This window comes from Sulfitobacter sp. IGS-18, from assembly GCF_059628195.1.
In genome coordinates, this window is the sequence record NZ_CM184556.1 from 1,432,218 (window position 1) to 1,448,730 (window position 16,513).

A 16,513-nucleotide genomic window follows, 5' to 3' on the forward strand; every position below is an offset into this window, starting at 1 on the left:
TCGGAATGGTCTGATCGCGCAAGGGCGATCACCTTGCGGCAAAGGACTTCCATAAGGAACCAGCGATGCATTTGAGCGAGGCCGGGCAGAACCACGCCACCCCCACCCCCCGGTATCTGCGGTCCGCGCTGCGGGTCATGGCGGGCTGGGAATGGCCCACGATCGGCCTGTTCCTGGCGGTTGTCCTGATCTGGGCTGTTGCGGTGCTGCTGACCTCGGGGGGCGTGTCGCTGATCCTGCTGGTCCTGGCGCTGACGCTGCATTCCTCGCTCAGCCACGAGTTCCTGCATGGCGGCCCGTTCCGCTCGGCGCGGGCAGGCACAATGCTGGGTCTGATACAGCCGGGGCTTTTTGTGCCCTATCTGCGTTTCAAGGCGCTGCATCTGGAACATCACCAGGATTCCCGCCTGACCGATCCCTACGACGATCCGGAAAGCAATTATCTGGACCCCGACCGCTGGGAGCAGCTGCCGCGCTGGCACCGCCGTGTGCTGATGCTGAACAACACCCTTGCGGGCCGGATGTTGCTGGGGCCGCTGGTGGGGATGGGGGCCTTTCTGCGCGATGACCTGCGTCTGATCAGGGCGGGCAATGCCGAAGTCCGCCGCCACTGGCTGCTGCATCTGCCGGGGGTTGTGCTGACGTTGATCGTGGTCTCCTGGTCGCCCTTGCCGGTCTGGTTGTATCTGGTGGCCTGTTACGGTGCCCTGTCGGTGCTGAAGATCCGCACCTTCCTGGAGCATCAGGCCCATGCCCGCGCCTCGGGGCGGACTGTGGTGGTGGAGGACCGGGGGCTGCTGGCGCTGCTGTTTCTGAACAACAATTTCCATGTGGTGCATCACGTGCATCCGCAGCTGCCCTGGTACCGGCTGCCGGGGGTCTATGCGGCGCGGCGGGACAAGTTTCTGCGCCGCAATCATGGCTATGTCTATCGCAGCTATGCCGAGGTGTTCCGCCGGTATCTCTTCTCGGCAAAGGATCCGGTGGCACATCCGCTCTGGCGCGGGTCGCAGGATTGACCTAATCGGTGGGCATGAGTGCTGTTTTGCCCGATCTGTGGATTCTCGTCACCCTTGCCGCCGCATCGTTTCAGACGGTGCGCTTCATGCTGCAAAAACATCTGGCGACGGCGACGCTCTCTGCCGCGGGGGCCACGTTTTCGCGGTTTCTCTATTCGGTTCCCTTCATCCTGCTGTTGCTGGCGGTCTACCTGGTGGCGGCGGACAAGCCGCTTCCGGCCCTGGGTGACGGGTTCTGGCTTTATGGGTTGGCGGGGGCCTCGGCACAGATCCTGGCGACGGTCTGCGTGGTGATGCTGTTCAAGCAGCGCAATTTTGCCGTGGGCATCACCTTCAAGAAAACCGAAGTCATCCAGACCGTGCTGGTGGGCTGGATCGTGCTGGGCGAGGGGGTGTCCCTGCCCGGTTTCGCGGCCATTGCGCTGGGCATCGTCGGGCTGCTGCTGCTTTCCGGCGGGCCGGAGGTGACCGGGTTCCACTGGCGCGACATGCGCAACCGGGCGGCGGGGCTGGGCATCGCCTCGGGCGTGTTGTTCGCGATTTCGGCGGTGACCTACCGGGGCGCCTCGCTGAGCGTGGCGGAGGCCGACCCGATCCTGCGCGCAGCGGTGACGCTGGCGGCGGTGGTGGTGATGCAGACCGTGATCATGCTGGTCTGGCTGCGGTGGCGCGAGCCGGGGCAGATCAGGGCCGTCTGGGCGGCGCGGCGGGTGGCGCTGTGGATCGGGCTGACCTCGATGGGCGGTTCGCTGTGCTGGTTCATCGCCTTCACGCTGCAGAACGCGGCCTATGTGAAGGCGCTGGGGCAGGTTGAACTGATCCTGAGCGTGGCGGCCACCACGCTGTTCTTCCACGAGAAGATCACCAGACGCGAATGGGCCGGGATGGCGGTGCTGGTGGCGTCGATCCTGATGCTGATCCTGGTGATCTGACCGGCGCGATGTCGGGCATGGTCCTTTCGCCCGGGCAAGACAGGTTTCGCCGCGAAACCCAACAATGGGTTAATTTATTTCCGTTGATCGGCCCCGGCGCGCCGCCGCTTCCGCATCCCTTTTGTACCAGAAGCAGATCGTGTTGCGGGCGATGGCCATCATCTGCCCTGTTTCTTTGCTAACCGGTCGGCAGCTTCCCCCGCAGGCGCAGGAACAGGCTTTCCTCATCGTTGTTCTTGAAGAACGGGACGGAGTCGGGCGGGTTGCGGTCGCGGGCGCGGGCCTCGACCTCGGCCATGACGACTTCGGTGATGAAGGGCATGTCAAAGGACCGCGCCTCTGACAGCGGCACCCATTGCAGGTGGCTGAGCTCATCGCAGGCGGCGTCGAAATCATCGAGGTCGGAGGCGATGTCATCGGCATCCACCAGGAAGAACCGCGCGTCAAAGCGGCGCGGGCGGCCCGGCGGGGTGAGCGCGCGGAAGGTGAATTGCAGCGGGGCGGCATGGGGGACATGGCCGGTGGCGGCAAAGCTTTCCCAATCGGGGGGCGGGGGTGTGTCCCAGCTGCCGGGGCGGCCCAGGATCAGGCCGGTTTCCTCCCAGAGTTCGCGGATGGCGGCGACGGCGATGGCATGGGCCAGACCGGGCTCCGCATCCTCTGCGATGCGAGCGGCGCAGGTCTCGGGCAGGGGGCTGGCCAGGGGCACCTCGGCATCGCCCGCATCCACCGCGCCGCCGGGAAAGACGAATTTGTTGGGCATGAAAACAGCCCTGGACCCGCGCTGCCCCATCAGGATGCGCGGCGCGTCGAACCTGTCGCGCAGCACGATCACCGTGGCGGCATTGCGGATCTGGCTTTTGTCGATGGTCATCTGTTCCCCCGGTTCAGCGGTGCCGAAAGGGGAGATCAGGCCGAGGTTGCGAAGCCGCCCATGCCCTTGGCCCATTGAAAGCCGATCATGGCCCCCTTCAGTCTGGGCAGAAGGTAGAGCGAGAGGCCGACGCAGCCAACCGCAAAAATCGTGAACAGGGTCAGCGGCTCCGGACGCCAGGTCACAAAGGCCAGATGCAGTGTCGGGGCCATCAGATGGCCGACAAGCAGGATGGTCAGGTAGGCCGGCCCGTCATCGGCGCGGTGATGGTGGAATTCCTCGCGGCAGACGGCACAGTCGTGGTTGACCTTGAGATAGCCCTTGAGCAGGGGGCCCGAGCCGCAGTTCGGGCATTTGCCGCGCCATCCCCTGCGCATGGCGGGCCAGCGGGCGCGATCCTGGTGGTCGGCCGGGGATGTTTCGATGGAGGCGGTGTCGAGGTTCTGTTGCATGAGCTGTTCCTTGGTCTTGCATCTAAATGGAAGCAAGGCGCGTGAAATGGAAGAGCAAAGGCGGGCCTTGCGGCGCTGTGTCGCAAAGCCTGGCGGGGTTGGGACGAAAAAATCCGGCGTTTCGCGACGGAAGTGAGAGTCCGCCCCGTTAGAGGGGGTATCGCGCCGCACGAAGGGGCGCGGGAACAATGGAGAGATCACATGAAACTTCGAGCACAAGTCCAGTTGGTTGCCCTCAGCACATTGATCGCGGTGGCTGCGGTTGCAGGCGCCCAGGCCAGGACCGGCGACCGCGCCGGGATGTTCAGCAGGATTGACGCCGATGGCGATGGCGCAATCACACAGGAAGAGCTTGCCGCACATGCCGCAGCCCGCTTTGCGGCGGCAGATGCGGACGGTGACGGCTTTCTGACAACGGAAGAGATGACGGCGGCGCGCGATGCGATGCGGCTCGAACGCTCTGCCCGGATGGTCAGGGAACTGGACAAGGATGGCGATGGTGCCCTGAACGCCGAGGAACTTGCCGCGCGGGGCGAAGGCCGCGCAGGCGCGGGGCGGAGCGGCAAATGGCAGGCCCGGATGATGGACCGCATGGATGGCGACAAGGACGGCAAGCTGAGCCTTGAGGAGATGACGGCCCGGCGCGATCCGGCCAGGATGTTCGACAAGCTGGATGCGGATGGTGACGGGACATTGAGCGCCGAGGAATTTGGCAAGATGCGCGGGCATCACGGCAAGCGGCACCACGGCGACAAGGGCTGAGATGCGGTCCGGGCCTGCTTGCCTGGCGGGCCCGGTCGCGCTACGCCCTGAACCTATGCGTCATTTTCCGCCCGATCCCGCCCCCGATACGGAGGCCTTGCTGCTGGCGCGCTATGCCGGCGGCGATGCTGCGGCGGCGCGCCTGCTGGCGGTGCAGCTTGCGCCCCGGCTTTTTGCCCATGCGGTCCGGGTTCTGGGCGACGGTCACGAGGCCGAGGATGTGACGCAGGAGGCTTTGCTGCGCCTGTGGAAGATCGCGCCGGACTGGCGGGCGGGCGAGGCGAAGGTCAGCACCTGGTGTTACCGGGTGGTGGCCAACCTGTGCACGGACCGGCTGCGCAAGCGCCGGTCGGTGCCGCTGGACGAGGTGGCCGAGCCCGAAGACCCGCGCCCGGACGTCGCGCAGCAGTTGCAGCAACGCGCAAGGGTCGATGCCTTGCAGGCTGCCTTGCAAAGCCTGCCGGACCGGCAGCGGCAGGCGGTGGTCCTGCGGCATATCGAGGGGCTGGCCAACCCCGAGATCGCGCAGATCCTCGACATCGGGGTGGAGGCGGTCGAGAGCCTGACGGCGCGGGGCAAGCGGGGGCTTGCGGCGGCCCTTGCGGGGCAGAAAGAGGCATTGGGGTATGAAACATGACTAAGTCAGAACATGACGACGACAGAGCGCTGGAGGCGCTTTTTGCCCGGGCGCGGTCACATCCGCCGGAAATGCCGGAGCATCTGCTGGCGCGGGTCCTTGACGATGCCCGGCACCTGCAACCCACCCGCGCCGGCAGCCTCTTTGGCGGGTGGTGGCGGATGCTGGGTGGTCTGCCGGGTCTGGGCGGGCTGGTCACGGCGACCTGCGTCGGCTTCTGGCTGGGCGTGGCGCCACCTGACGGGATGCCGGACCTGGCCGATCAGATCCTGGGTCAGCAGGTGGTGATGGATGAAACCGCGCCGGATTTGTCCGGTTTCGGATGGGACAGCGAAGAGGGTTGATGGATGGATAAGACAGGCACAGCTGCAAGGCGCCGGATGCGCTGGGTTCTGATTGCGTCGCTGGCGCTGAACCTGATTTTCGTCGGGCTGATTGCCGGGGCGGCCTATCGCCATGCGGGCGGGCCGGGTGCGGGGGATCATGCCCGTGGTCCGGGCGCGCGCAGCTATGCCACGCCCTATGTCAGGGCGTTGCCGCGCGAGGTGCGGCGCGCAATGTTCCGTGACCTGCGCCGGTCGGGCAGCGGCATGCCCAGCCGGTCGGAGCGGCGGGCGCTTTACGACCGGGTGCTTGCCGCCCTGCGCCAGGAGCCGTTTGACGCCGCAGAGGTGGAGGATGTCCTGCGTGAACAGGGGCGCGTGGCGCTGGCGCTGCAGACCGCTGCGGAAGGCGCATGGCTGGCCGAGGTGTCTTCGATGTCGCCGGAGGAACGGGCCGCCTATGCCGACCGGGTCGCGGCGGAGCTGACGCGCAGGCCGGGCAAACACGGAAAGAAGCCGCGTGAGGGCCGTGAAGCCGAGGATTGACGGCGGAATTCCGGGCAGCCGGCTGATTGTTCCGACGTGGGGCGCGCGTGAACGGCTGGGATCTTGCGCTGCTTTTGCAGCCGCAAAGCTGGGACCACGTTTGCCGAATGTTGGGGATCAACCAAAAGATGACATGATTGAGGGTGCGGCCTGGCTTTGCCGAACCCTGACCGGTCTCACATCCGGGGCCTGTGTCAGTTGCTAGGCAAAACCGATTTTTGCGTCACATCGCTGAACCGGAGCGCGGCGCTACGACCGAAGGACGGGGCAGGGGCCAGGCGGTCATTCGTGAAAATTGCAGCGAAGGGCGGGATTGAGCCCTTTCCGCTTTACCAAGCGCGGAATCAAGGCCGCAGGCCGCCGCGCATCGCCGGGCCGTCCCCTGGCACGGCGATTTGGCTGCTGTAATGCCTCATCGTTAGTTAGGATGTGCTTGGCTGCCATAAAGTGCCAGTCACGACGGTCGGATCGCCGCACCACGGCCCGTCGATGCGCGGCTTGGGGTTTCGTTGCCAACGGCAGTTTCGTCCGCTCACCTGACCTTGCCCCATACCACGCCCAAGGTCCGGTCTGGGTCGGAATTGCCTGGCATTCGTGTCGGAATTGCCTGGCACGGCCCACTGACAAGATTCAGAAAATTCGCCGCCGGGGGTCGGAGTTGATGGCGACGGGTGCGCAAATGGGCCACCGGGGCTCGGGCCCGGGCCGCCGTTTCCGCTTTCCGTTTGCAACCCGCCGCAAATGCCTTAGGCAGAACCAAAGCCGAAGGAGCGCCCATGAAATTTGACGACAGCACCGAAGTACTGGCCACCGTGCAGGCCTCTGCCGGGCGGCGCGCCATGGGGATCTGCTGCCTGGGGCTGCTGGGCCTCCTGCTGATCTACATGGCTTTCATGCGTGCGCCGGCCCTGCACTGGCAGCTGTTTCTCATCCTTGTCGGCGCGGGGTCGCTGTGGGTTGCGGATGCCATGCGGCGCGCCACTGCAAGCAAGCTGGAGCTGACGCCGCTGGTCCTGCGCGATGCGGATGGCACCGTGATTGCCCAGGTCGATCAGATCACCGGGATCGACCGGGGATTCTTTGCCTTCAAACCGTCCAATGGCTTCCTGCTCAAACTGGGCGAGGGCGGGGCCCGCCACTGGCGGCCCGGGCTGTGGTGGCGCATGGGCCGCCGGGTCGGGATTGGCGGTATGACACCGGGCAGCCAGACCAAGTTCATGGCAGATGTGCTGGCCGCCCTGCTGGCACAAAAGGACCCGCAGGACTGAGGGTCCGGCGGGTCTGATGTGGCGCTGCGGCGCGGGGCCTATGGCCTTTCAGTTCAAGTTGTATCGCCGAAAGGTGCCGCGCCTTCGGCGTTCCCGGGACATTCCTGTCACAGGATGATTCAGTATAGGGTCGGGCGCCTTAGTTGCAGTATTCCCAGCAGACGCGGGGCGCATAGCGCGGGCGCGTGAAGACGAAGTTCTGGATCTCGCGCTCTTCCAGGCCGGTGGCGAAGGGCGGTACGTATTCGCTCCAGGTTTCGACCAGCAGGACACGTTCATTGTCCGGCATCACCGGCAGGCGGTTGTGCCAGTTCTGCACTTCGGCATTGGTCAATGCAACAGCATTGCCGCGCGTCTGGGACCAGTCGGTGCGGTAGCTGTTGTTGTCCTCGTCGAACCAGATCGAAGTGACCCGCATCGCGGATTTGCCCTCGCTGAGGGAAAGGTACTCGAACAGGTTGTGCACACCGTCAAGGTAATCGTCATCCAACGGCAGTGTCTCGCGGGAAATCGCGTCGCCCACGGTGAAAGCCGCCTTCTGGTTGATCCCGTACATGCGGAATGCATCAAAGATCGAGAATGCGGCAAGAAAGGCCCAGAACATCACCGGCAGGACGATCATCGCCTCGATGGAGATCGACCCGTCCTGCTTGCGCAGGAAATCGCAACGCAGCAGGGCGTTCAGACGGAATTTGAGCAAGGTGGCACGCATCATTTCGGCTCCTGTACAAAGGCGGAGACCGCGATCAGCCGGGCCCGTCCGCTGCCGTCTGTCTCAAGCTCCTTGCCCAGGCCGGTGGTGGCGAAGACAGGCTTGAACTTCACGCAGGCCCGCAGGATCATGATCTCGTGTTCGCGGCCCAGTATGAACCCCCGGACCGGTGTGGCCGGTGCAGAGGTGTCCACGCAGTCGGGCGTCTGGTCAAAGGTGGCGAAGGCGCGGGGCAGCAGCGGGATCATCTCCAGCCGCAGCGTGCTGTCGCAATCCTCGATGAAGCCCGCATTGGCGCAGACGATTTGCTTGATCTGGTTGTGCGCGATCGGTGTGTTCGTGCTCAGCCGGATATAGCGGACAGCGATATCCACACCCCGGTCGAGATACATCTGGCGCATGGAATAGAGGCCCATTTCGACCGCCATCATGAAGGCACCGAACAGGATTGGCACCAGGATGCAGAACTCGATCAGGAAAATCCCGCCCTCTTCGTCCCGGCGGAACCGGAACAGGCGTCTGAAGAAGGGCGTCTTCATTGTGTGAGCCTCAGCTGGTTGATCTGGCGTGCGATGGCTTCAAAGGCATCCTCGATCTCCACACCTTCCACCCGGAAGAAGTGGCTGGGCGAGGAGGCGCAGTCGCGCATTACATTGGCACCGTGGTCGGTCACTTCGAACCCGATGGACCAGACAACGATCTTTGCGTCCTTGGCCGCGCCGCAGATTTTGCTGAGAAGCAAATCGCCCTGGTAATCGGAGTACTTCTGGGTGCGGAAGTTTTGGCGGTAGTAGTAGCTGACGTAGCGATTGACGTACCAGCCGAGGTTGTAGCGGGACCAGTGCACGATTTCGGAGTCCGAATTGTAGTACCAGCTTGGGATGCGGTAGGTCGTGACGTTCTGGCCATCCGTCATGAGGATCACGGTTTTCAGGGTTTCCGGATCGTCATAGCTAGCGGGACGGGACGAGAAGGCCGGGTCGGTCAGCCCGGCGCTGGCCATGCTCTGGTTGATCGGGCGGAAAGAGGGGTCAAGCAGCGCGGTGCCCCATTTCATGCCAAGGAAGATAGAGGTGTTGGCACGGGGTTCAAGCTGGTCGATCTGTGCCTTCAGGGCGCTTGCGTTCTGGCTCAGCGGCTGGATCCGCTCAAAGTCATAGCGCGGACAGACCGTTTCGCTCATCTGGTTCCAGCCCGGATCGTGGTTCTGAAAGTGCTGCATGTGGCTGTAGTGGCTGCCCGATGCATGGAGGAAGGTCTCGTCGAAGTCCGAGTCGGGAAATTCAACGCAATGTGAATAATTGTGAACAGGTTGCACGCCCATCCGATCAAAGATCTCGGGGCCGGCATTCACATGGGCCGAGTAGGGCACGACGGAAACGGAGATCAGATCTTCCGTCTCGTCCCGGATTACGGTGTCGACAAAGACCTTGGCCGCGTTCCGCATGTTCTGGATCTTGTTGTTGGATCCCATCGACCCGGAGATGTCCAGGACCATCGAGATCTCTACTTTTGCGACTTTCTCTTCCGCCTTGGAGCGGGCGGGGACCGACAGGTCGTCAACCCCGAGGGTGTTCATGAACTGCGTCTTGATCGTATTGGTGGCATCCACCGTCACGGTGCGGTAGTTCAGGCCCTCGTCGACATTCACCGCCGAGACGTATTCGGCCATGCCGGATTTGGCGAAGTAATCCCGCACCACCGCTTCGGGGTCCAGGGTCTGGTCCAGGTCGGCGGCCGCCAGAACGGCGCGGTCCGAAACGGCCTGAAGGCGCGTGCGTTCCATTTCGTGGCGCATCATGTCCACACCGATTCCGCAGATCGTCATCATGATCAGGATCATGAAGCAGGCGAAGATGGTGATGGAGCCGTCTTCCGACTTTGAGAAATGGCGGGAGAGTGCCAACAGGTCCCCGGCTGTCAGGCGATTTTCACGTTTACAACGTTTCATATTTGTTAACCTTTCCTACCGAGACACTTTTTGCATGCCGGATTTCGGGCAGTCTTTGCCGTTGGTCCCTTGTGATCGGGCAACATGGCGTAAATTGGGCGGAAAAGTGCCTAAAAACCGCGTTTTATCTGCGTTTTTAGCGCCAATTTCAGGTTTCCGGGGTGGTTGTTTCGAAACTGTAAACTTTAGCCCTCCTATGCTCGGGAATCGAAAATCCTGCCCGGGATTCGGGCGGATGTGCTCAATCTGGTCGCGCTTTGAAAAAACCCGCCTTAGGGTGGGTTTGCCGGGATGCGGCCCGATGAGTCGCTCCTGAGGCCGGACCGAAATGACTGGAGAAGACGATGACCCCATCCAATGAGCCGAGCTTTCGCGAAAGCGTCGATCTGATGTACACCCGCGCAGTCGCGCTGATGGACCTGTCACCGGGGCTGGAGGAGAAGATCAGGGTCTGCAACGCGACCTATACCGTCCGCTTCGGCGTGCGGCTGCGGGGCAAGATCCATACTTTCACCGGCTACCGCTCCGTTCATTCGGAACATATGGAGCCGGTCAAGGGCGGCATCCGCTATGCGCCTGGCGTCAACCAGGACGAGGTCGAGGCGCTGGCGGCGCTGATGACCTATAAATGCGCGCTGGTCGAGGCGCCCTTTGGCGGATCGAAGGGCGGGCTGTGCATCGACCCGCGCGATTACGACGAACACGAGCTGGAACTGATCACGCGCCGCTTTGCCTATGAGCTGATCAAGCGCGATCTGATCAACCCGGCACAGAACGTGCCCGCCCCCGACATGGGCACGGGCGAGCGTGAGATGGCCTGGATCGCGGATCAGTACAAGCGCATGAACACCACCGATATCAACGGCGTGGCCTGTGTGACCGGCAAGCCAACCCATGCGGGCGGTATCCAGGGCCGGACAGAGGCCACCGGGCGGGGCGTGCAATATGCCCTGCATGCGTTCTTCCGCGATCCCAAGGGGATGGAACTGGCCGGTCTGACCGGCGAGCTGGATGGCAAGCGGTTGGTGGTACAGGGCCTGGGCAACGTGGGCTACCACGCCGCCAAGTTCCTGAGCGAGGAAGACGGCTGTCTGGTGACCGCGATCATCGAACGCGACGGCGCGCTGTTCGACGACAAGGGGCTGGATGTGGAGCAGGTGCATCAGTGGATCGTCAAGCACGGCACCATCAAGGGCTATCCCAAAGCGCCGCTTGAACCAGATGGTGCCAAGCTGCTGGAGGCGGAATGCGACGTGCTGATCCCGGCGGCGCTGGAAGGGGTGATCAACCTGTCCAACGCGGACCGGATCAAGGCCCCGCTGATCGTGGAGGCCGCGAACGGCCCGGTCACCGCGGGCGCGGATGAGATCCTGCGCAAGAAGGGGACGGTCATCATTCCCGACATGTATGCCAACGCGGGCGGTGTGACGGTCTCTTATTTCGAATGGGTCAAGAACCTCAGCCACATCCGCTTTGGCCGGATGCAGCGCCGCCAGGAGGAAGCGCGCCACCAGCTGGTCGTGGACGAGCTGGAGCGGCTGAGCGCGGACAGCGGGATCGGCTGGCAGTTGAGCCCGAATTTCAAGGACAAGTACCTGCGCGGCGCGGGCGAGCTTGAGCTGGTCCGTTCCGGTCTCGATGACACGATGCAGACCGCCTATCAGTCCATGGCCGAGGTCTGGCACGGCCGCAACGATGTGGATGACCTGCGCACGGCGGCCTATATCTGTGCAATCGGCAAGGTTGCGGCCAGCTACCGGGCAAAGGGCATCTGACAGCCGCATGCGCCCCGCGGCGACCATATGGCCGGTAAATTGGCGATATGGTCGCCCATGATAAACTTTCTGTCGAAAAGCACCGTGCATCTGGCCGGCGGGCATTGCACCTCTGGGCGGGACTTGGTTCACTTGGTCCAGTCGAGGGGAGTTTCGAATGCGGTTTTCAGGGTGGCGCGTGCTGCGCGAAGGGCTGACCGGCAACAAGGGCTGGACGCAGCATTGGCGCGATCCGGAACCGAAGCCGGAATATGATGCCGTGATCATCGGCGGCGGCGGGCATGGGTTGTCCACCGCCTATTACCTGGCCAGGAACCACGGCATGACCAATATCGCGGTGCTCGAAAAGGGCTACCTCGGTGGAGGCAACGTGGGGCGCAACACGACAATCGTGCGCGCCAATTACTTTCTGCAGGGCAATTCGGAGTTCTATTCCCACTCGCTGAAGCTGTGGGAAGGGATGGAGAAAGACCTGAACTACAACGCGATGCATTCGCAGCGCGGGCTGATCAACCTGTTTCATTCCGACGGCCAGCGCGATGCCTTTGCCCGGCGCGGCAATGCGATGATCAACCAGGGCGACGACGCGGTGCTGCTGGACCGTGAGGGGGTGCGCCGGTATCTGCCCTATCTCGACTTCGACAATGGCCGCTTTCCGATCTACGGCGGGCTGCTGCATCCGCGCGGCGGCACCGCGCGGCATGATGCGGTGGCCTGGGGTTATGCGCGCGGCGCGGACCAGCGCGGTGTGGACCTGATCCAGCAATGCGAAGTGACCGGCATCGACATCGAAAACGGCAAGGTGCGGGGGGTGCAGACCACCCGCGGCCCGATCCGGGCCAGGAAGGTCGGCATCGTGGTGGCGGGTCGCTCGGGCCAGGTGGCCGCCATGGCCGGCATGCGCCTGCCGATCGAAAGCCACATCCTGCAGGCCTTCGTCAGCGAGGGCGTGAAACCGGTGATCGACCATGTGGTCAGCTTTGGCATGGGGCACTTCTATATCAGCCAGTCCGACAAGGGCGGGCTGGTCTTTGGCGGCGATCTGGATTTCTACGCCTCTTATGCGCAGCGCGGCAACATGCCGATGATGGAACATGTGATGGAGGCCGGCATGACCCTGATGCCGATGATCGGCAAGGCCAGGGTGCTGCGCAGCTGGGGCGGGATCATGGACATGACACCCGATGGCAGCCCGATCATCGACAAGACCGATACCGAGGGTTTGTTCATTGACTGCGGCTGGTGTTACGGCGGCTTCAAGGCGGTGCCGGGGTCGGGCTTTTCCTTTGCCCATCTGATGGCGACGGGGGAACATCACGCCCCGGCGGCGAAATTCCGGCTGGACCGGTTCCGCACCGGCAGGGGGTTGATGGACGAGGAGGGCACCGGTGCGCAGCATAACCTTCACTGAGCCCCACGCCGGCCGCGCGCCTGTGGCGGGCGTTGTGGTGTGTATTTCGGGAACAATGAAACGGGGTGTTGGCGCCCTGTCGGAGAGGACCACATGAGGATCGACTGCCCCCTATGCGGATCGCGCGACCGGCGCGAATTCTATTATCAGGGCGCTGCGGTGGCTTTGGCGCGGCCGGCGCCGGATGCCGGTGAGGCCGCCTGGGACGATTACCTGCATCTGCGCGACAATCCGGCGGGGCAGACCCGCGAGCTGTGGCATCACGAGGGAGGCTGTTCGGCCTGGTTGGTGGTAACGCGGGACACGGTCAGCCATGCGATCTCCCGGGTGGTGCTGGCCACTGACGCTGAGGAGGCCGGGGCATGAGGATCGCGGGCAAGGGTCTGATCGACCGCAGCAAAGCTGTCACTTTCCGGTTCGACGGGCGGTCTTACCAGGGGTTCCAGGGCGATACCGTCGCCTCCGCGCTTCTGGCCAATGGTCAAAAGCTGATGGGGCGGTCGTTCAAGTATCACCGTCCGCGTGGCGTGCTGACCGCAGGTTCGGAAGAGCCGAACGCGCTGGTCACGGTCGGCAGGGGCGCAGAGGCGGATCCCAATGTGCGTGCAACCGTGCAGGAGATTTACGACGGGCTGGAGGTGCGCAGCCAGAATGCCTGGCCCTCGCTGGATTTCGACGTGATGGCGGTGAACGACCTGGCCGCGCCCTTTCTGGGGGCGGGGTTCTATTACAAGACCTTCATGTGGCCCGCGAAGTTCTGGGAAGCGGTCTATGAGCCGATCATCCGGCGCGCTGCCGGTCTGGGGGCGCTCAGCGGCAAGCATGATCAGGACCGGTACGAACGCGCCTATGCCTTCTGCGATCTGCTGGTGATCGGGGGTGGGCCCACGGGTTTGATGGCGGCGCTGACGGCGGCACGGGCCGGGGCGGATGTGATCCTGGCGGATGAGGATGCGCGGATGGGCGGGCGGCTGAATGCCGAGACCGGGGTCATCGGCCATCAACCGGGCCATGCCTGGGCGGCGGACATGGTGGCAGAGCTTTCGGCCATGCCGAATGTGCGGCTGATGACGCGCACCACCGTGACCGGGGCCTATGACGGCGGCATGTATGGCGCGCTGGAGCGGGTGAACCACCATGGCGCGCGTCGCGCGAACCTGCCGCTGGAGACCTTCTGGCGCATCCATGCGCGCCGCAGCATCCTGGCGGCCGGGGCGCTGGAACGGCCGGTTGCCTTCCAGAACAACGACCGGCCCGGCGTGATCACGGCCGGGGCGGTGCGGGCCTATCTGAACCGCTGGGGGGTGAGCCCCGGCAAACATGTGACGGTATTCGGCAACAACGACGATGCCCATCGCACGGCACGCGATCTGGCGGCGGCGGGGGTCCATGTGGCGGCGCTGATCGACAGCCGTGCCGATGTGACGGTCGAGGGGGCGGATTTCCCGGTCCACACCGGTGCGCAGGTCTGCAACGCGGCGGGCCGCAAGGAGCTGGAGGCGATCACCATCCGGACGGCCTCGGGCGAACAGGCGATCCAGACCGATTGCCTGGCGATGTCGGGAGGCTGGAACCCCACGGTGCATCTGACCTGCCATATGAACGGACGGCCCCGGTGGGATGCCGGTATTCAGGCATTTGTGCCGAGGCCCGATGCGGTGCCGGGGATGGTTGCGGCAGGGGCCTGCAACGGTGTCTTCCCGACCCGGGCCTGCCTGCAGGCCGGGGTTGATGCGGCGGCAGAAGTGATCGCCGCGCTGGGCATGAAGGCGGGTGCCATGGAGGTGCCCCGGGCAGAGGATGACGCCTATGCGATGGAACCGCTTTGGGCGGTGCCGGGCAAGGGGCGGGCCTGGCTCGATTTCCAGAACGATGTTTCGGTCAAGGATGTGAAACAGGCGGCGGTGGAGAACTTCCGCTCGGTCGAACATATGAAGCGTTACACGACGCAGGGCATGGCGACGGATCAGGGCAAGAATTCCAACGTGGCCGCGCTGGCGATCCTGGCGGATGCCACCGGGCGGGGCATTCCGGAGACCGGAACCACCACCTTCCGCCCGCCCTATGTGCCAGTGGCGATTGCCGCGATGGGGGCAGGGGCGCAGGGCAAGGGCTTTGCGCCGCAGCGTTTCACCACCTCGCACCAGGCGTCAATCGCGATGGGGGCGCCGATGATCGAAGCGGGGCTTTGGTACCGGCCCAGCTATTTCCCCAGGACGGGGGAAAGCGGCTGGCGACAATCCTGTGACCGGGAAGTGGGTCATGTGCGCAAGGCGGTGGGGGTTTGCGATGTCTCCACCCTGGGCAAGATCGACATTCAGGGGCCGGACGCGGCGAAGCTGCTGGATTTCGTCTATACCAACATGTTTTCGACACTGCCGGTCGGGCGGGTGCGCTATGGTCTGATGCTGCGCGAGGATGGCCATGTGATGGATGACGGCACCACCGCACGGCTGGGGGAGGCGCATTACGTGATGACCACCACCACCGCCGCCGCGGGGCAGGTGATGCGGCATCTGGAATTCGTGACCCAATGTCTGCATCCCGAATGGCAGGTCGCCTTTGCCTCGGTCACCGAACAATGGGCGCAGTTTGCCGTGGCCGGGCCAAAGTCGCGCGAGCTGCTGAATGGCCTGCTGGGCGCCGAAATCGACGGCGAAAGCTGGCCCTTCATGGCCTGCGGTGCGGTGGAGGTCTGCGGGGTGCAGGGGCGGCTCTTCCGGATCTCGTTTTCGGGCGAACATGCCTATGAGGTGGCGGTGCCTGCGCGCTTCGGGGCCAGCCTGTTTGACCTGCTGGTCAGCCGCGCCGAGGCGCTGGGCGGCGGGGCCTATGGGATGGAGGCGCTGAACGTGCTCAGGATCGAAAAGGGCTTCATCACCCATGCCGAGATTCACGGGCGCACAACCGCCTTTGACATTGGCATGGGGCGGATGGTCTCGGCCAGGAAGGATTGCATCGGCAAGACCCTGGCGGCGCGGCCCGGTCTGGTGGAGGAGACGCGAGAACAGCTTGTGGGGCTGAAACCTGTGGGCGCGGTCCGGCAGATCAGCGCGGGCGCGCATCTGTTCGACGCGGGCGCAGAGGCGGTGCGCGAGAACGATCAGGGCTATATCACCTCGGTCGGGTTCTCGCCCGATCTGGGGCATATGATCGGGCTGGGTTTCGTCAGGCGCGGCATGGCCCGCGAGGGCGAGGTGATCCGCATGGTGGATCATCTGCGCGGGCTGGAGGCGGATGTCGAGATCTGCCATCCGGTGTTTCTGGATCGTGAAGGGGAGCGGGTGCGTGGTTGAACTGACAGCGAAAACCCCCTGTGACGGGCTGCTGCCGCTGACCATCGGGGATGCGGAGCTGATGGAAGTGACGGCCGGGGCGCTGACCTCTCTTGCCCCTCCGGGCGATGCGGCGGGCTTGGGTGCGGCTTTGGAAAAGGCCCATGGGCTGCGCTGGCCCGGCCCCCTGCGCGCGACCGGCAAGCAGGGCGCGCGTTGCATCTGGTTCGGACGCGGCGAGGCTCTGCTGATGGGTCCCGTGCCCGATCCGGCACTTGCCGATCATGGCGCGGTTGTGGATCAATCCGATGCCTGGGCCGTGGTGCAGCTGAAGGGGCCCGCCGCCGTGGATGTGCTGGCGCGGCTGGTCCCGGTGGACCTGCGCGAAACATCGTTCAAGCGCGGGCACAGCCTGCGCACACAGCTTTACCACATGTCCGCGTCGATCACGAAAACCGGGGCGGACAGCTTCATGATCCTTGTCTTTCGGTCGATGGCAGCCACATTGGTGCATGATATGAAAACAGCGATGGAAGCTGTGGCCGCGCGCGGTTAAGGCGGTGTCAGCACATGAGT

General features: G+C 64.2%; 17 protein-coding genes. 12 read left to right on the forward strand and 5 right to left on the reverse strand.

Annotated elements, in window-relative coordinates:
• The first annotated feature begins 65 nt into the window (after positions 1-65).
• Together ACWNZ3_RS06825 and ACWNZ3_RS06830 are read left to right on the forward strand one after the other, a co-directional pair.
• On the forward strand, positions 66-1,019 hold the full coding sequence (locus ACWNZ3_RS06825; RefSeq protein ID WP_496901646.1) for a fatty acid desaturase: 954 nt from the start codon (positions 66-68) through the stop codon (positions 1,017-1,019).
• A 14-nt stretch (positions 1,020-1,033) separates the two neighbouring features.
• On the forward strand, positions 1,034-1,951 hold the full coding sequence (locus tag ACWNZ3_RS06830) for an EamA family transporter (protein ID WP_114273153.1): 918 nt from the start codon (positions 1,034-1,036) through the stop codon (positions 1,949-1,951).
• 178 nt (positions 1,952-2,129) lie between these two features.
• Here ACWNZ3_RS06830 and ACWNZ3_RS06835 read toward each other — a convergent pair whose 3' ends face one another.
• Together ACWNZ3_RS06835 and ACWNZ3_RS06840 are read right to left on the reverse strand one after the other, a co-directional pair.
• A complete protein-coding gene (locus ACWNZ3_RS06835) occupies positions 2,130-2,825 on the reverse strand; it encodes an NUDIX hydrolase (protein ID WP_496901647.1) in 696 nt (231 codons plus the stop codon).
• A gap of 35 nt (positions 2,826-2,860) precedes the next feature.
• Positions 2,861-3,277 carry a DUF983 domain-containing protein gene (locus tag ACWNZ3_RS06840; protein WP_114273154.1) on the reverse strand — a complete coding sequence of 139 codons (417 nt, stop codon included), beginning with the start codon at positions 3,275-3,277 and terminating at the stop codon, positions 2,861-2,863.
• A 201-nt stretch (positions 3,278-3,478) separates the two neighbouring features.
• On the opposite strand from ACWNZ3_RS06840, the gene ACWNZ3_RS06845 reads away from it, so the two are divergent.
• The 5 genes from ACWNZ3_RS06845 to ACWNZ3_RS06865 all read left to right on the forward strand — a co-directional run bounded on the left by ACWNZ3_RS06845 (position 3,479) and on the right by ACWNZ3_RS06865 (position 6,813).
• Positions 3,479-4,039 (forward strand): EF-hand domain-containing protein, encoded by a 561-nt coding sequence (locus ACWNZ3_RS06845; RefSeq protein ID WP_496901648.1) that lies wholly within the window; start codon positions 3,479-3,481, stop codon positions 4,037-4,039.
• 55 nt (positions 4,040-4,094) lie between these two features.
• Complete coding sequence (locus tag ACWNZ3_RS06850) at positions 4,095-4,676, forward strand: RNA polymerase sigma factor (RefSeq protein ID WP_496901649.1); 582 nt, start codon at positions 4,095-4,097, stop codon at positions 4,674-4,676.
• Positions 4,673-5,020, forward strand: a complete 348-nt coding sequence (locus ACWNZ3_RS06855) for a hypothetical protein (RefSeq protein ID WP_269365495.1) — start codon at positions 4,673-4,675, stop codon at positions 5,018-5,020. Before ACWNZ3_RS06850 ends, ACWNZ3_RS06855 begins: the two co-directional genes overlap by 4 nt.
• 36 nt (positions 5,021-5,056) lie before the next feature.
• Positions 5,057-5,545: a periplasmic heavy metal sensor gene (locus tag ACWNZ3_RS06860; RefSeq protein WP_496901650.1), complete on the forward strand. Its 489-nt coding sequence runs from the start codon at positions 5,057-5,059 to the stop codon at positions 5,543-5,545.
• Positions 5,546-6,321: 776 nt separating this feature from the next.
• Entirely contained in the window at positions 6,322-6,813 is a 492-nt protein-coding gene (locus tag ACWNZ3_RS06865; RefSeq protein WP_496901651.1) for a hypothetical protein, read from the forward strand.
• Between the two features lie 139 nt (positions 6,814-6,952).
• Here ACWNZ3_RS06865 and ACWNZ3_RS06870 read toward each other — a convergent pair whose 3' ends face one another.
• From ACWNZ3_RS06870 to ACWNZ3_RS06880, 3 genes are read right to left on the reverse strand one after another with little or no spacing between them, the layout of a single operon-like run.
• Positions 6,953-7,528: a TadE/TadG family type IV pilus assembly protein gene (locus ACWNZ3_RS06870; RefSeq protein ID WP_496901652.1), complete on the reverse strand. Its 576-nt coding sequence runs from the start codon at positions 7,526-7,528 to the stop codon at positions 6,953-6,955.
• Positions 7,525-8,064 (reverse strand): TadE/TadG family type IV pilus assembly protein, encoded by a 540-nt coding sequence (locus ACWNZ3_RS06875; protein ID WP_269365486.1) that lies wholly within the window; start codon positions 8,062-8,064, stop codon positions 7,525-7,527. The genes ACWNZ3_RS06870 and ACWNZ3_RS06875 overlap by 4 nt, the downstream gene beginning before the upstream one ends.
• Positions 8,061-9,476 carry a pilus assembly protein TadG-related protein gene (locus tag ACWNZ3_RS06880; RefSeq protein WP_269365484.1) on the reverse strand — a complete coding sequence of 472 codons (1,416 nt, stop codon included), beginning with the start codon at positions 9,474-9,476 and terminating at the stop codon, positions 8,061-8,063. The genes ACWNZ3_RS06875 and ACWNZ3_RS06880 overlap by 4 nt, the downstream gene beginning before the upstream one ends.
• A gap of 344 nt (positions 9,477-9,820) precedes the next feature.
• Here ACWNZ3_RS06880 and ACWNZ3_RS06885 point away from each other — a divergent pair, with 344 nt between their 5' ends.
• The 5 genes from ACWNZ3_RS06885 (at position 9,821) to ACWNZ3_RS06905 (ending at position 16,493) form a co-directional block, all read left to right on the forward strand.
• The gene (locus ACWNZ3_RS06885) at positions 9,821-11,251 is read left to right on the forward strand and encodes a Glu/Leu/Phe/Val family dehydrogenase (RefSeq protein ID WP_269365481.1); all 1,431 of its coding nucleotides are present in this window, start codon (positions 9,821-9,823) and stop codon (positions 11,249-11,251) included.
• Positions 11,252-11,408: 157 nt separating this feature from the next.
• The gene (locus ACWNZ3_RS06890; RefSeq protein ID WP_269365480.1) at positions 11,409-12,662 is read left to right on the forward strand and encodes a sarcosine oxidase subunit beta family protein; all 1,254 of its coding nucleotides are present in this window, start codon (positions 11,409-11,411) and stop codon (positions 12,660-12,662) included.
• Positions 12,663-12,755: 93 nt separating this feature from the next.
• Positions 12,756-13,028 carry a sarcosine oxidase subunit delta gene (locus tag ACWNZ3_RS06895; protein ID WP_269365478.1) on the forward strand — a complete coding sequence of 91 codons (273 nt, stop codon included), beginning with the start codon at positions 12,756-12,758 and terminating at the stop codon, positions 13,026-13,028.
• Positions 13,025-15,958 carry a sarcosine oxidase subunit alpha family protein gene (locus ACWNZ3_RS06900; RefSeq protein WP_496901653.1) on the forward strand — a complete coding sequence of 978 codons (2,934 nt, stop codon included), beginning with the start codon at positions 13,025-13,027 and terminating at the stop codon, positions 15,956-15,958. The genes ACWNZ3_RS06895 and ACWNZ3_RS06900 overlap by 4 nt, the downstream gene beginning before the upstream one ends.
• Positions 15,951-16,493 carry a sarcosine oxidase subunit gamma gene (locus ACWNZ3_RS06905; protein ID WP_496901654.1) on the forward strand — a complete coding sequence of 181 codons (543 nt, stop codon included), beginning with the start codon at positions 15,951-15,953 and terminating at the stop codon, positions 16,491-16,493. Before ACWNZ3_RS06900 ends, ACWNZ3_RS06905 begins: the two co-directional genes overlap by 8 nt.
• The last annotated feature ends 20 nt before the right edge of the window (positions 16,494-16,513 follow it).

Excerpts from the sequence above, each read along its gene's own strand:
- ACWNZ3_RS06840 (WP_114273154.1), bottom strand. The coding sequence starts at position 3,277 with ATGCAACAGAACCTCGACACCGCCTCCATCGAAACATCCCCGGCCGAC.
- ACWNZ3_RS06850 (WP_496901649.1), top strand. The coding sequence starts at position 4,095 with ATGCGTCATTTTCCGCCCGATCCCGCCCCCGATACGGAGGCCTTGCTG.
- ACWNZ3_RS06890 (WP_269365480.1), top strand. The coding sequence starts at position 11,409 with ATGCGGTTTTCAGGGTGGCGCGTGCTGCGCGAAGGGCTGACCGGCAAC.
- ACWNZ3_RS06865 (WP_496901651.1), top strand. The coding sequence starts at position 6,322 with ATGAAATTTGACGACAGCACCGAAGTACTGGCCACCGTGCAGGCCTCT.
- ACWNZ3_RS06845 (WP_496901648.1), top strand. The coding sequence starts at position 3,479 with ATGAAACTTCGAGCACAAGTCCAGTTGGTTGCCCTCAGCACATTGATC.
- ACWNZ3_RS06855 (WP_269365495.1), top strand. The coding sequence starts at position 4,673 with ATGACTAAGTCAGAACATGACGACGACAGAGCGCTGGAGGCGCTTTTT.
- ACWNZ3_RS06860 (WP_496901650.1), top strand. The coding sequence starts at position 5,057 with ATGCGCTGGGTTCTGATTGCGTCGCTGGCGCTGAACCTGATTTTCGTC.
- ACWNZ3_RS06870 (WP_496901652.1), bottom strand. The coding sequence starts at position 7,528 with ATGATGCGTGCCACCTTGCTCAAATTCCGTCTGAACGCCCTGCTGCGT.
- ACWNZ3_RS06900 (WP_496901653.1), top strand. The coding sequence starts at position 13,025 with ATGAGGATCGCGGGCAAGGGTCTGATCGACCGCAGCAAAGCTGTCACT.
- ACWNZ3_RS06830 (WP_114273153.1), top strand. The coding sequence starts at position 1,034 with ATGAGTGCTGTTTTGCCCGATCTGTGGATTCTCGTCACCCTTGCCGCC.
- ACWNZ3_RS06885 (WP_269365481.1), top strand. The coding sequence starts at position 9,821 with ATGACCCCATCCAATGAGCCGAGCTTTCGCGAAAGCGTCGATCTGATG.
- ACWNZ3_RS06835 (WP_496901647.1), bottom strand. The coding sequence starts at position 2,825 with ATGACCATCGACAAAAGCCAGATCCGCAATGCCGCCACGGTGATCGTG.
- ACWNZ3_RS06825 (WP_496901646.1), top strand. The coding sequence starts at position 66 with ATGCATTTGAGCGAGGCCGGGCAGAACCACGCCACCCCCACCCCCCGG.
- ACWNZ3_RS06895 (WP_269365478.1), top strand. The coding sequence starts at position 12,756 with ATGAGGATCGACTGCCCCCTATGCGGATCGCGCGACCGGCGCGAATTC.
- ACWNZ3_RS06875 (WP_269365486.1), bottom strand. The coding sequence starts at position 8,064 with ATGAAGACGCCCTTCTTCAGACGCCTGTTCCGGTTCCGCCGGGACGAA.
- ACWNZ3_RS06880 (WP_269365484.1), bottom strand. The coding sequence starts at position 9,476 with ATGAAACGTTGTAAACGTGAAAATCGCCTGACAGCCGGGGACCTGTTG.